The following is a 14,120-nucleotide window of genomic DNA, read 5'->3' on the forward strand; positions in this document are numbered from 1 at the left end:
ACCTTTATTCTTAAGTATTATAAGCTACTAATAGATTCTTATAAGTACTATAAAACGAGTACACAGCCCTATGTTTCATAGAATTAGTTTTGTTTTTTTGTTTATTTTCAGCACCTATAGTGCTGGTGCTCAGACTATGGATGTACAGAGGCTTCAGCAAAATTCTTATGAGGATCTTATCGATTTGTTCGATGAAACTGTTAGGGACACCTTAAATGCGAAAGCAATAGCAAAAGCATACATACTAAAAGCCAAAGCGGATATCGATAGTACAAAAATGGCTCGTGGATACCAACGTATGGCTTTTGTGTCAGAGATTAAAGAAGCGGTTGCTTATTTAGATACTACTATTGCATTGTCTAAAAACAGCACCCATGCCAATTTTCCAGCTACGGGATATTTGTTTAAATCCTATTATTTATACATATCGGAAAAGTATGAAGAAAGTCTTCAAAATGCTGTCACGGCATACCAATACGCCAAAAAGAAAAAGAATGTAGACCAGCAAATAACGGCCCTACACCAAATAAACGGGGTAAACGAATTATGGGGTGATTATGAAAAAGCCTTAGAAACTGAGTTGGTAACAAGAGAACTGCTTTTTCAGAATAAAAAATCTGAACTATTTGCAGAAAATTATCTTGCATCCCTTGAAGGTATTGGTAATTGCTTTGTGCGCTTACGCAAACCAGACTCTGCGTTGGTATACTACCAAAAAGGGATTGTAGAAGCGCTCAAAAATAAAGATACAATCACCTATCACGCATTTGTTTCTAAAAGTGGAAATGCACTGGCTGTAAAAGGAAAGTACCGTGCAGCAAGAGATAGTTTGCAGAAAGCCCATATCTACAAAGAGTATTTTATTAATAGTTACGAAACCCAGTACAATTATTATATGGGAACCGTTTATATGGCCGAAAATAATACAGCCTTAGGTATACATTATTTTAAAAAAGTAGATTCTATATATGCAGCCAAAAAAGTCCTGTACCCTGAATTACCTGAAGTGTATGATAAACTGGTAGGATATTATAAGGCGAACGGCGACCAGCAAACACAACTTCTATATATGCAAAAGCTGGTAGATGTAGTAAAGAAAATTGATGCAAAGCGTGTAAATGTAAAAAGTAAAATAGCCGAAGAATACGAAATACCGTTGCTGTTAGAAGAAAAAAATGAGCTTATTATCCAATTGGAAAAAACAAATGCTGCCTCGCGAAAAACTGTTTGGGGTATAGGAGGAGTATTGATAATAAGCCTGCTAGTATTGTTGTATTATATAAGAAGGCAGCGGCTCTTTAAAAAACGGTTTCAAAAGCTAATGGAGCAGCAAGAAGAAGCTGAAATGAAGCTGGAAGTTCCAAATACCAGCGAAGCTGAAACTACATCGCAAGTCTTAGATATTTCAGAAGAAATTGTGGCCGATATTATGAAGCAACTAGAAGTTTTTGAGCGTGAAAAACAATTTCTTTCTAGTAAAGTTAAACTTACGGCCCTTGCTAAAGCTTGTAATACTAATTCTACATACCTGTCTAAGGTGATTAACCTTAAAAAGGGTAAGAACTTTTCAACCTACATAAACGAGCTTAGAGTTCACTATTCATTTAATGAACTTAAGACTAATTCGGTTTTTAGAAAATATACCATAAAAGCTATCGCTGCAGAATGCGGTTTTAAAAGTGCGGAGTCTTTTTCAAAGGCTTTTTATAAGAAAAATGGTATTTATCCTTCCTACTATATTAAGCAATTAGAACAAAATAAGACATAAAAAAAGCGGAACATACAGTGTTCCGCTTTTTTCTATGGTTGCAGTTTTATCTACATTTTTCCATCATAACGTTTAACGGCTTTCAAAAGATCTTTTTCATTATTTAAATCCAATGCGTTGTCTTTAACGTACTCTTTTATTTCATCCTTTTTACTGCCAAATACCTTTAGTTTCTTATTTCTAGAGCTTGGCATTTCGTAAAACTTACCGTCTTTAGTAGCTAAATAGTAGGTAATGTCATCAGTAAATTTTGCCGGAGTATCTGTAGTAATAGAACTAGTTGCTTTTCTCTCAGGCTTAAAATCTTTTTTCATTTTCTTGTAAAGATCTACACCGTTGCCTTCATAAAGAACCTGAAAATAGCCACCACCTTCAACGCCACCTTTATAAGGAGCGAAAATATAGATGTCTTTCATAATCTTCACAAAAATTTCAGGAGACTTAGTAAGTACTTTCGCTTCTGTATCTGGGGAAGCAAGAGATTCTTTTATTTCCATCTCATCTGCCACTGCATTATAGCGTAGGGCAATATCGTTTGCCAGTAACTCTTTGCCTTCGTAAACATTCCCTAATAAGTAACTAGGGTGATTGTAAGGAGTTCCTGTATAACTACTTGTGTCTAAGAAATCAACATCTTTGTTTTCTCGTTTAATAAATTCGTCTACTTGAAAAAGGCCACTAGTAAATCTTCTGTTGTCATAACCAGTTTGAGCAATCATGCTTCCACTGAAAAATAAAACTGCTAGTAGTGTAAAAATTGAGTTCTGTTTCATAATATTTATTTTAGGGTATTGTAATATGCCACCAGTTTTTCCAAACTGTAATCTTTGTTGATGTTTAATTTATTTTCTTTTACGTATTTTTTTAATTGCTTGTTGTGCGAAGGAAAAGATTTTAATTTTCTATTTCTTGAACCAGACAGCTCAATAGGTGCTCCATTTACAGGAACTAAATACAATTCTTCATCACCTTTATAAGTAGGAGGTACGTCCTGTGCTACGCTGTTAATAGCTTTTTTACCTTCAATAAACTCTTTTGTAAGCTTTTCATACAAATGATACTTTTCACCCTCGTGTAAAACTTTGAAATAGCCGCTCTTTACATCGTCGGTTGTGGGTTTCATATATACATACACGTCGTTTAAAATACGTACGTAAATATCTGCATCTCTCTTTAAAACCTTTGCTTGTGCATCTGCCATAGACATACTTGATTTTACTTCTAGCTCATCTCTTAAAACATTATATCGCAACGCTACATTGCTGGCTACGACACTTCCGTTTTTATAAATATTTCCAGATTTAAAGTTTTCTTCGGCATATGGTGTCCCTGAGCGGGTAATATCGGTATTAATGCTAATGCTTTTATTGGTTAGATAATCATTAGTAGAAGGAGTGTCTACTCCTTTTTGAGCTGTTGCATTAAAAATGAATACTAAGCTAAGAACGGTAAAAAGGTTTTTCATGTTGAAAATTTAAGTTTAAAATTTTTTTACTCTGAAAAGATGTTTCAAAAGTATTGACTAAGTTCAAGTTCAGCAACTGTGTTGCAATAAAAATGCCAAAAGCTAGTCTGATTTTATAAATGACGACTTTTGGCAGGTCTTGAAGATTCAAATATCTTGACAGAAACGCAAAACTAAAGTCACAGAACAATATTTATTGTTAAATGCAGGTTAAAAATTCATTCAGATTGATTATTTAACAGTTGTCTCTGCTTGGCCAAAGATGTGTACATCACGCTGTGGAAATGGAATTACGATTCCTGCAGCCTCTAAACGGGATTTTCCTTCTTCCAAAATATGAAAACGAAGATTCCAGAAATCTGCAATATTGGCCCAATACCTTACTGAGATATTTACAGAGCTATCTGCAAGGGCAACCACAACTATTTGAGGCATTTTTCCCTCAATTTGTAATACTGTTTCTTGTTCATTCACCAACTTCATTAAAATCTCTTTAGCAAGCTTCACATCACAACTATAACTTATTCCAAAGGTTAAATTTTCTCTTCGCAGTTCTTCTTCTGTATAATTTATAATATTTTCGTTGCTAAGTTTCCCATTGGGTAGAATCGCTAATTGATTCCCCCAAGTGTTGAGTTTGGTATTAAAAATTGAAATTTCCTTCACGGTGCCTTCAATTCCCTGCGCTGCAATAAAATCACCAACTTTAAAGGGTTTTAAAAATAATATAAGCACGCCTCCAGCAAAATTTGCCAAAGAACCTTGCAAGGCAAGCCCAATGGCCAAACCTGCAGCACCAATAATTGTAATTAACGAAGCAGACTCTACCCCTAATTGCGTAATAACCACGACAAAGAGGACAATTTTAAGTCCCCAGTTAATTAAACTCTCTATAAATTTTTCTAAGGTTACATCGTAGTCTTTTTTCAAAAAAAACTTCGCGACTACACGGTTAATAAATTTTATAATCCAAAGCCCAAAAATAAGGAGGACAATTGCTAAAACTATGTTTGGGAGATAGTCAATGAGTTTTTGACCATACTTATTTAAGATATCTTCTGCATTTTCAAATGTGTTCATATTTTATTCTGAAATTTTAAGAGTTTCTAAAGCTTTTTCAACCGTTTTTACGGGTAGGCGGCATGCGTTGTTTACACATACATAAATGAATGTTTCCTCTTCGGGAAATCTTCCTTCCAAAAGGTAGCTGTCACTTTCTTTTTCTGAAGCTGCTATTAAAGCATTTGGAAGGTAGTGTTGGTTTAATTCTACTAATTTTTCTGAAGCATTCTTTCCGGAGATTACAATCTCATAATAGTTAAACTGATGGTTTTCCAAAAGATCGAGCCAATTTGAAAAAACACCAGGATATTTTGTTGCGTCTGGTAATACGTTTTTTAGCATTTGATCGCTCGTGCTACGGAAGAGAGGAGCATCAAAATAGTGCGCAAGCTTAAACAGGTTTTTTGCCATGATAGAGTTGGAAGAGGAGATTACGTTATCCCGATACTCTATAGTGCGCGTTACCAATTTTGTGTCTTTGTTGGATGTAAAGTAAAACATCCCTTTTTCTTCAGTATAAAAATGTGTAAAGCTATAGTCTGCCAATTGTTTAGACAGATCCAGCCATTGCTCGTCCATAGTTACTTCATAGAGGGCAATGTAGGCTTCTATTACTGCTGCATAATCTTCTAAATAGCCATTAATGGTACTTTTGCCATCCTTATAGCTATGATACAGTCCTTGGTCACTTTTTAGTTGTTTATTTTTAATGAAAGTAGCATTTTTTAACGCTGCCTCCAGATATGTCTTTTTTGAAAATGCTTTATACGCATCTACATATCCTTTTATCATAAGAGCATTCCAGGAGGTAAGTGTTTTATCGTCCAGCCTTGGTTTAGGACGTTTGTTGCGATATGCTACTAATGTAGTACGCCAGGTATCTTTCTTTTCTTGTAATTGAGAAACAGAAATATTATGCTCATTCGCAATAATACTATCGTTTTTAGTCCTTATAAGGACATAACGATTTTCCCATTTTCCAAACGCATTCACATTATAATAGGAAGCAAAAAGTTTAAAATCTGTAGAGAGGATTTGTTGTAATTCTTCCTTTGTGTACGTATAAAAAGCACCTTCTTCAAGTACTCCATTTTCAGTGGTACTGTCGGCATCCAGGGATGAGTAAAAAGTTCCTTCTTCCGAAGTCATCTCTCTTTCTATATAAGTAAGCGTTTCAGTAACCACATCTTTATATAAAGGATTTTTAGTTAAAATATACGCTTTGCTATAGAGGCTCACCAACTGGGCATTATCATACAGCATTTTTTCAAAATGAGGAACATGCCATTTTTCATCCACACTATATCTTGCAAAACCACCGCCAATAGCGTCATACAGGCCGCCATAAGCCATTTTATCCAGAGTGTTAGTTACGTGAGAAATGAGCGCTTTGTCATTTGTGCGTACTCCTTTTCTAAGTAAATACTCCAAATTATTGGGCATCATAAACTTAGGGGCTCCCTTAGTGCCTCCATAAGGAAGGTCGAAGGATACTTTTAAACTATCCAGAGCAGCCGAAGCATTAAAGTTTGTAATGACCGCATCGTCTGTATTGCGTTCTATCAAATCCATACTTTTAATACCTTCTTCTAGACGTGTTGCATAGGTTATTAATTTTTCAGGATCGGTTTTATAAAGTTCTTGAATTTGTTCAATACTAGCAATCCAATCATTTTTCTTAAAATAAGTTCCGCCCCAAACAGGTCTGCCATCGGGGAGAATAATTACGTTAAGAGGCCAGCCGGCACTTCCCGTCATTAATTGTACGGCATTAATATATACCTGGTCAATATCTGGTCTTTCTTCTCGGTCTACTTTAATATTTATAAAGTTTTGATTCATAACAGCAGCAACGGTAGAGTCTTCAAAACTTTCCTTTTCCATAACATGACACCAGTGACAAGCTGCGTAGCCAATACTTACAATAATTAACTTATTTTCTTTCTTTGCTTTTTGGAGCACCTCTTCATTCCAGGGATTCCAGTTTACAGGATTGTGAGCATGTTGTAAAAGGTAGGGGCTGGTTTCAGTAGCTAATGCGTTTGTATATTTAGGAGTGGTCACAGATTCTTTTTTTGAAGAGTTGCAGGAGACGAAGGTGAGTAATAGTAGAAGAATGGAAGCGTACTTAAACATCTTAGAAAATTTAAAAGCAAAAATACGCTTTTGGAACCTTCAAGAGCGTATTTTTTAAAGGTTTACAATGTTATTGTACTTCAAATGAAATTTTCACATTCACGCGAAACTCTGTTACATTGTCTCCATTAACAATCACACTTTGTTCGCGAACATATGCCGAACGTATATTTTTTACGCTTTTCCCAGCGTGTTTTACGGCGTTTCTTATAGCGTCCTCAAAACTGTCGGTGCTATTTGCCATTACTTCAATTACTTTTAAAATTGCCATTATTTCTGTTTTTTTAAGTTAGAAATTTAAGGTACAATAAAGCCAGGCTGTTTTTCTGAAAATTAAGTTAATACTTTAATTCAAGTTTTTAATGTGAATGAATTCTATAGAAACTATCCATTTACAGCTTCTACAGCTAACACTCTGCCTTGAAGCATGTCTTTAAGCATGGTTTCAATACCATTTTTTAAAGTTACAGTAGAAGAGGGGCAACCACTACAAGCACCTTGTAAGATTACTTTTACCGTTTTAGTGTCTTCATTAAAGGAGTCGAAGGCAATATGACCACCGTCACTAGCCACAGCTGGTTTTACGTATTCGTCTAGTATGGCTACAATCTCTTTGTCAAAATCGCTTAATTCTTTTGCCGTTATTTTTGTTGAAGCAGAACTTTGTTGCGTTTTTTGCTGAAGAATAGCATCATTTAGAACCACCTTGCCTTCAGCAATATAATTTGTAATAAATTCTCTAAGTTCCATCGTAATGTCCTGCCATTCTACTACGTTGTATTTCATAATAGAAACATAGTTGGCACTAATAAATACTTCTTTTACAAACGGAAAACCAAACAAAGCCGTCGCAAGAGGCGCTTGGATTGCGTCGTCTATATTTTTAAATTCGAAGATGCCATCTACCAAAGGCTTGTTGGCAACAAATTTCACAACTGTAGGGTTTGGGGTGCTTTCAGCATAAACGGTGACGGGTACTTTTTTAACCGAGGTTGCATCTGTAATCACTTCTTTACCACTATTTAAATACATGGCGATAGCTTCTGAAACATCTTCCTGTACAGCATCCCAACTCACAATAGTATATTTTTCAATAGCAATAAAATTTTGAGAAATATAAACTGTTTTTACAAAAGGTAGGTGAAATAATTCCTGTGCTAAAGGACTTGGCTTAGCTTCATCTATATTTTTAAATTCGTAACTATTGTTTCTGGTCAAGAAGCTATTGGCAACAAATTTTAATATGTCTTTGTTGTTTGTTGGTTGCGTAGAAATGTTAAATTGCGACATTATTTACTTTTTTTTGCAAAACTATGAAACAAAACCGTCGTAATCGATATATTTGACACTTAACAGGATTTTTTATGAAAAAATTATTACTTCTATCCTTACTGCTCCTTACTTCAAATTTAATGCTTTCACAACAGGTTGATCTGTTTCAACAGTTTAATGGAAGATACGATTTTACTGGACTTGGCAACACTTTGAACCCTTCGGCAAACCCTTGCCAGTTGCTTGACAGTAGCTCGGCCGATTTAATCCTTCTTCCTACACAGAGCCTTGTTTCAGCACATTTATACTGGTCTGCACCCGGTCCTGGCGATTTTAACGTACGCCTAAACAATATTGCTGTTACTGCTAGTAGAACTTTCAGTCTTATATCAGGAGTAGGTACTGAATATTTTGGTGGCTATGCCGATGTAACAAATGTTGTATCCTTAACGGGAAGTGGCCAATATACATTTTCTGATATGCAAATAGATCTTGCAGCTTCTAATGCGTGTAATAATGGCACCGATTTTGGAGGCTGGGCGATGTATGTTATTTATGAAGACCCTTCACTACTCCTTAACCAAATAAGCCTGTTTGATGGTTTGGAGTTTGTTTCTGGAACCAATCCTCTGTTAGAGATTACGTTGAGCAATATAGATGCCTCAAGTGATGAATTAGCAAAAATTGGTTTTTTAGCATGGGAAGGAGACTTGCCAAACCCTATTAATGAGTCTCTTAGAATTAATGGAGTGTTAATAAGTAATGCTCTGAACCCTGTTGATAATGCCTTCAATGGAACCAATAGTTATACTGGATCCATCCAATTATATAATATGGACCTAGATGTTTATGATCTAGAAGGGATTGTTATGCCAGGGGATACTAGTATTAATATTGCACTTACGTCTAGTCAGGATTTTGTGATGGTGAATAACCTGATCACCAGTGTAAACTCAGAAATACCGGATGCAACTATCGTAATAGACAATCTTGGTGTGCTATGCCAAAACCGTGATATTAATGTTAATTATACGGTGTACAATGTAAATAGTACTGCGTTATTGCCTGCGAATACCCCAATCGCTTTTTATGTAAATAATGCTTTAGTGGGACAATCTTTAACCGTTGGCGATATTCCTATAGATGGTTCTGAAAGTGGCGTTATTACTTTAAACCTGCCGGTTGCAACGCCACCCGTATTCGATTTAAAAGCCGTAGTGGACGATGTTGGAAACGGAACAGGAATTGTTGCCGAAACCAACGAAGACAACAATGAATTTATTCTGCCTGTAGATTTAAATGAAACTATTCAGTTTTTAGGGGATGATATAGATAGTTGTATAGGTTTAACAGTGACGCTGGATACCGGTGTTGTTGATCCTGCATTTTCTTTTGAGTGGTATTTTAATGGTGTTCTTATTGTGGGTGAGAATGACCCTACCCTGGATGTTACTGTAAATGGTACCTATAGAGCCGTTGTCACACAAGGGCTTTGTACTGCAATAGATAGTGTTGACGTGTTTTTTAATGTACAACCTGTAATTGAAAATCCAGCTATCGATTTATTTCAGTGTAACGCAAATGGCGACACAGGATTTTTTGACCTAACCCAGAACGATCCAATTGTATTAGGTGGTCAAGACCCAGCAGATTTTAATGTTACGTATCATTTAAATCAGGATGATGCAAATACAGGAGCGAATCGAATTATTACAGCCCCTGCATATCAAATAACTACATTGCCCCTACAGCCAATATTCGTTAGAGTTGAAGAATTGTCGGGAACATGTTCGGCTACCGATGAATTTTTTATACAGTTCGACATGGTGACCGCTGGTCCCATGACAAATATTACTGACCTCTGCGATCCTAACTCTGATGGAAGCGTAGTAGTGGATTTAAGAGCTTTGAAAAATGCTGAAGCATTAAATGGTCAAAGCATTTTTGATTTTTCAGTAAGCTATCATCCAACACAATTGGATGCAACGAATGGTACCAATGCACTTCTCAATCCATACAATGTAACCACATCACCTGAAACTATCTTTGTTCGTGTTGCAAATAATGACAGTCCACCAGGAAGTTGTGGTGCTACCAGTAGTTTTCAAATAGAATTCTTCGCTGCACCCGTGTTAACACAACCCACAGTGTTAGAAGTTTGTGACGAAGCTCCCAATGATGGTTTTGCTGCATTTGATTTAACTACCAAAGATGATGAGATTACAGGTTCAAATCCTGAAGCAGTAGTATCCTATTATATAGATCCTAATGATGCGCAAAATGGAGTAAACCGAATACGAAACCCCACAATGTTTGTAAATACAAACATATTTATCCAGACCATTTATGCAAGAGCCGATAATATAAATAGTATTGATTGCTTCAACGTTATTGAATTAGATCTTCAGGTAAATGAGAGTCCAACCATTACAAATCGTATTACGGATTACGTTCTTTGCGATAATGATCAGGACGGAGTGGAAGAATTCGATTTAACGAGCAAAGAAGATGAAATAGCCAATACGTTGGTAAACCTTACCTTCAGTTATCATAACAACAGAGCCGATGCTATTGCTGGTACTCCTTTTATTGCTAATCCTACTATGTATAATAGTGGAGGGGAGACTATCTGGGTTCGTGTTGAGAATGTTGCCGATTGTTTCACGGTAGGCATGTTTGATCTGGTTGTGGATACAGTTCCAGAATTTGTTGAGGTTCCTCAGTTTGAGCAGTGCGATGATAATGGAGATGGAGTAGAAGATTTCGATTTAAATACCCAGAACGCTGCCATTGTGAATCGCAATAGAGATTTGAGCGTTACCTACCACCCTACAGAACAGGATGCGATGGACGCAACTGCTTTTTTATCTATTCCTTATACAAGTTCCGGTGAGGTGATTTGGGTACGTGTAGAGAGTAACACCCGTGGTTGTTACGGAGTATTTGATATGGAACTTATAATTGTGGAGCGTCCAGAGATATTCCAGCCAGATCCTTTGGTGTTCTGTGACGATGATAATGACGGTTTTGGAGAGTTTATTCTTACCGATGCCGACGACCAGGTTGTAAATGGTAATCCTGCAGGGAACCTGGAGGTGAGCTATCACGAATTATTAGTAGATGCTCAAAATAATGTAAACCCATTAACGAGTCCCTATGAAAATATTAGAAACCCCCAAATACTGTACGTTCGTTTGACGAATATTGCTACAGGCTGTTATAGCACTACTACCTTGGAACTTATTGTGGAAGAGACCCCACAGATATCCAACCCGGATCCTTTGGAGGAATGTGATGATGATGGCGATGGTGAAGTTATCTTTAACCTAACCGATGCAGTACCACAGATCTTGTCTGGCCTTACAGGCGGACCTTATGATATAACCTATTTTGTAGATGCTGCCCTTACCAATGCCATAACGAACCCAACCGCCTATTCTAATATAAGGAACCCTCAGACCATTTATATCACGGTTCGAGATTCTGACGAGACATGTGAAGCACAAACAGAACTTTTATTAATTGTAAACCTTCCACCTACGCTTAACGAGCCCTTGCCGTATACAAAATGTGACGTAAATAATCCTGGGGACCAGACAGAAGAATTCGACCTTACCACTAGGATAGGGGAGATTACGGGTGGTGATCCAACGATATCTGTGAGTTTTTATTTAAACGTTTTAGATGCACAGGCGGGAACTAATGCCATTACAAATCCAACAACGTTCAGTAATACAGAGAATCCTCAGGATATTTATATTCGAGGGGAGTCGGCTTCTAATTGTGAAGAAGTAGGAGCGCCTAACGGTTTGGTGTTGGAACTGCGTGTGGAGAGTATCCCAAATGTCGTGGATCCTACCCCATTAGAGGTGTGCGATGTAGACAATGATGGGGTTGCAGATTTTAACCTAATAACCAAGGATGCAGAGATCGCCAATGGAGGTGCTGGCATTACCGTTACCTATTACGAAACACGATTAGATGCAGAGAATGGAACATTTGCACTTGTGAGCCCTTACCGAAATATTACTTTAGATAGACAGACGGTATATGCGCGAGCTACTTTCAGTATGGCACCCAATGACAATTTATGTTTTAAAGTGGTGGAGTTAGACCTTATCGTACTTCCTACCCCACAACTACCCTTAACAATAGAACCAATTATAGCCTGTGAGGAAGGCGGGACGACCCTATTCGATCTTACCGAAAGAGAAGAAGTGATATTAAATGGTTTGGATCCATTAATTTTCACGGTAAGCTATCACGTATTAGAAACTGAGGCACTAAATGGTACTAATGCCATTTCGATGCCTACAGAATATCGTAACATAGACAATCCGCAAACCATCTATGTACGTGTAGCTGGCAATACTAATGATAACTTGTGTGCCTCTATTGGTGAGTTTGAAATTATAGTACGTGAACCCCCAGTAGCAATCCTGCCAGTCCCTTTTACCAAGTGCGACGATTTGGGTGAACTCAATGATGGGATGACGGTGTTCGATCTTACGGAGAAGAATGAAGAGATTACGGGCCCATCCACTCCCGGTGTAAATGTGAATTATTATGTTAGTGAACAGGATGCAGAAGATGGCATTAACCCAATAGATCCTGCAACGGCTTATACCAACACTAGCAATCCACAGATCATATTCGTGAGAGTGGATAATGTAGGAACAGACTGTAGTGCCTTTACAAGGATGGAACTTCGGGTAATTCCTAATCCAGTACCAGGTGTTCCAGATGCATTAATAGTATGTGATCAGGATGAAAACCCTATGGACGGGCTGTCTATATTCAACCTTACGGACAGCGCTGCGCAAATACAGAATGGCGCTAGTTGGTTATTGGAATACTACGAAACTTACGCAGACGCAGTGTTACAAGAGAACATGATTCTGAATACTACAGACTATCCCAACACGACCAACCCTCAAATAATATATGTGCGTGTTACCAATGACACAAGTGTGGATATGTGTTTTGAGATTGTTGAGCTGGAGCTTATAGTGAATCCAGCACCAGATGCTAGTGCCGAGGTTACACCATTGGTGGAATGCCAATACCCTAATACAGGTCGTGCAGAGTTCAACCTTACCAGCAAGAAAGAAGAGATCCTGGGAACACAGAATCCTGAACTTTTCGAGGTGACCTATTATGAAACTTTTGTAGCTGCACAAGATCGGTTACCTATTCCGAATCCAGAGAGATATATGAATCTCCCCAATATGAATCCACAGACCATATTCGTAGGGATAGAAAATAAGGAGACTATGTGTTATATTACTATGCAGAGCTTTTTGATACGTGTGGACGATGGTGCTATTGCCAACACTCCAGTGGAGCCCTACACTATTTGTGACAATACAGATCCTAACGATGGGATAGCAGACTTTACCTTAGAAGATGCAGATCCAACTTCACAGGCACAGTTACTGCGTAATGAAATATTGGCAGGCAACGACCCAGGAGGTGAATTTATACTAACCTACCACGAAACCTTGGCCAATGCAGAAGCAGGTATCGATCCTTTGGGAAGTGTATATACCAATTTGGTAAACCCTCAGATAATTTATGCCCGTGTAGAGAATAGCGCAATAGATAATGAATGTTTTGCGACCGCAGAAGTGATTTTAAAGGTAGAACAACTGCCCGTTTTAACCCTTGAGGAAGAGTACAGGTTGTGTGTGGATGCCGATGGCTTTCCTATAGAGGCAGAGTTTGGAGGCCCGTCGCCACCAGTACTGGATACGGGGCTATCTCCAGATAAGTATATATTTGTATGGGAACTTAACGGTACGGTGCTCATTGGAGAAGTAGGACCTTCTATATTAGCAGTACAAGCAGGTGTGTATACGATAACGGTTACAGAACGTACCTCGGGTTGTATGCAGACGTATACCACGACGGTAATCCAAAGCTCTCCACCTACAAGTGTAGATGCGAATATTGTGAACGGAGCCTTTGCGGGCGAACATATCATAGAGGTTGCTACTACGGGAGATGGCGAATATGTATTCCAGTTGGATGATGGACCATTCCAGACAGAGAATGTGTTTAGAAATGTACCTCCTGGTGGCCATACCATCACCGTTCAGGATAGCAATGGATGTGGAAGTGCCGTTGTAGAAATTGGGATAGTAGATTATCCTAGATTTATGACCCCTAACCAAGATGGTTGGAACGACACCTGGAATATCATTGGTATTGCCGATGCTGATCCAGCGGCAAAAATTTATATATTTGATCGTCACGGGAAACTACTTAAGCAAATCAGTCCCCTTGGAGAAGGATGGGATGGTACTTATAATGGAAACCCATTGCCATCAAGCGATTACTGGTTCAGAGTGGACTACACAGAAGACGAAACCCAAAAAGAATTTAGGGGACATTTTACTCTAAAACGATAGCATTACT

General features: G+C 37.8%; 8 protein-coding genes. 2 read left to right on the forward strand and 6 right to left on the reverse strand.

Features of this window, described 5'->3' with window-relative positions:
• The first annotated feature begins 70 nt into the window (after positions 1-70).
• Positions 71-1,768 carry a helix-turn-helix domain-containing protein gene (locus ACQ2HF_RS06220; protein WP_432412663.1) on the forward strand — a complete coding sequence of 566 codons (1,698 nt, stop codon included), beginning with the start codon at positions 71-73 and terminating at the stop codon, positions 1,766-1,768.
• A gap of 50 nt (positions 1,769-1,818) precedes the next feature.
• Here the strand turns inward: ACQ2HF_RS06220 and ACQ2HF_RS06225 are convergent, their stop codons facing one another.
• The 6 genes from ACQ2HF_RS06225 to ACQ2HF_RS06250 form a co-directional block, all read right to left on the reverse strand.
• On the reverse strand, positions 1,819-2,541 hold the full coding sequence (locus ACQ2HF_RS06225) for a hypothetical protein (RefSeq protein ID WP_432412664.1): 723 nt from the start codon (positions 2,539-2,541) through the stop codon (positions 1,819-1,821).
• A 5-nt stretch (positions 2,542-2,546) separates the two neighbouring features.
• Positions 2,547-3,233, reverse strand: a complete 687-nt coding sequence (locus ACQ2HF_RS06230; protein WP_432412665.1) for a hypothetical protein — start codon at positions 3,231-3,233, stop codon at positions 2,547-2,549.
• A 231-nt stretch (positions 3,234-3,464) separates the two neighbouring features.
• A complete protein-coding gene (locus ACQ2HF_RS06235) occupies positions 3,465-4,313 on the reverse strand; it encodes a mechanosensitive ion channel family protein (protein ID WP_432412666.1) in 849 nt (282 codons plus the stop codon).
• A 3-nt stretch (positions 4,314-4,316) separates the two neighbouring features.
• Positions 4,317-6,359: a thioredoxin domain-containing protein gene (locus ACQ2HF_RS06240; protein WP_432412667.1), complete on the reverse strand. Its 2,043-nt coding sequence runs from the start codon at positions 6,357-6,359 to the stop codon at positions 4,317-4,319.
• A gap of 142 nt (positions 6,360-6,501) precedes the next feature.
• Positions 6,502-6,702: a dodecin family protein gene (locus tag ACQ2HF_RS06245; protein ID WP_432412668.1), complete on the reverse strand. Its 201-nt coding sequence runs from the start codon at positions 6,700-6,702 to the stop codon at positions 6,502-6,504.
• 113 nt (positions 6,703-6,815) lie between these two features.
• On the reverse strand, positions 6,816-7,721 hold the full coding sequence (locus ACQ2HF_RS06250; RefSeq protein ID WP_432412669.1) for a NifU family protein: 906 nt from the start codon (positions 7,719-7,721) through the stop codon (positions 6,816-6,818).
• Between the two features lie 74 nt (positions 7,722-7,795).
• Between ACQ2HF_RS06250 and ACQ2HF_RS06255 the strand changes: the two genes are divergently transcribed.
• Entirely contained in the window at positions 7,796-14,113 is a 6,318-nt protein-coding gene (locus ACQ2HF_RS06255; RefSeq protein ID WP_432412670.1) for a T9SS type B sorting domain-containing protein, read from the forward strand.
• The last annotated feature ends 7 nt before the right edge of the window (positions 14,114-14,120 follow it).

It is taken from the genome of Rasiella sp. SM2506 (genome assembly GCF_050859505.1).
Classification (GTDB): Bacteria; Bacteroidota; Bacteroidia; order Flavobacteriales; family Flavobacteriaceae; genus Marinirhabdus.

What these genes read in the sequence shown, in the direction of transcription:
- ACQ2HF_RS06250 (WP_432412669.1), bottom strand. Translation starts at nt 7,721, where the DNA reads ATGTCGCAATTTAACATTTCTACGCAACCAACAAACAACAAAGACATA.
- ACQ2HF_RS06225 (WP_432412664.1), bottom strand. Translation starts at nt 2,541, where the DNA reads ATGAAACAGAACTCAATTTTTACACTACTAGCAGTTTTATTTTTCAGT.
- ACQ2HF_RS06220 (WP_432412663.1), top strand. Translation starts at nt 71, where the DNA reads ATGTTTCATAGAATTAGTTTTGTTTTTTTGTTTATTTTCAGCACCTAT.
- ACQ2HF_RS06235 (WP_432412666.1), bottom strand. Translation starts at nt 4,313, where the DNA reads ATGAACACATTTGAAAATGCAGAAGATATCTTAAATAAGTATGGTCAA.
- ACQ2HF_RS06230 (WP_432412665.1), bottom strand. Translation starts at nt 3,233, where the DNA reads ATGAAAAACCTTTTTACCGTTCTTAGCTTAGTATTCATTTTTAATGCA.
- ACQ2HF_RS06255 (WP_432412670.1), top strand. Translation starts at nt 7,796, where the DNA reads ATGAAAAAATTATTACTTCTATCCTTACTGCTCCTTACTTCAAATTTA.
- ACQ2HF_RS06245 (WP_432412668.1), bottom strand. Translation starts at nt 6,702, where the DNA reads ATGGCAATTTTAAAAGTAATTGAAGTAATGGCAAATAGCACCGACAGT.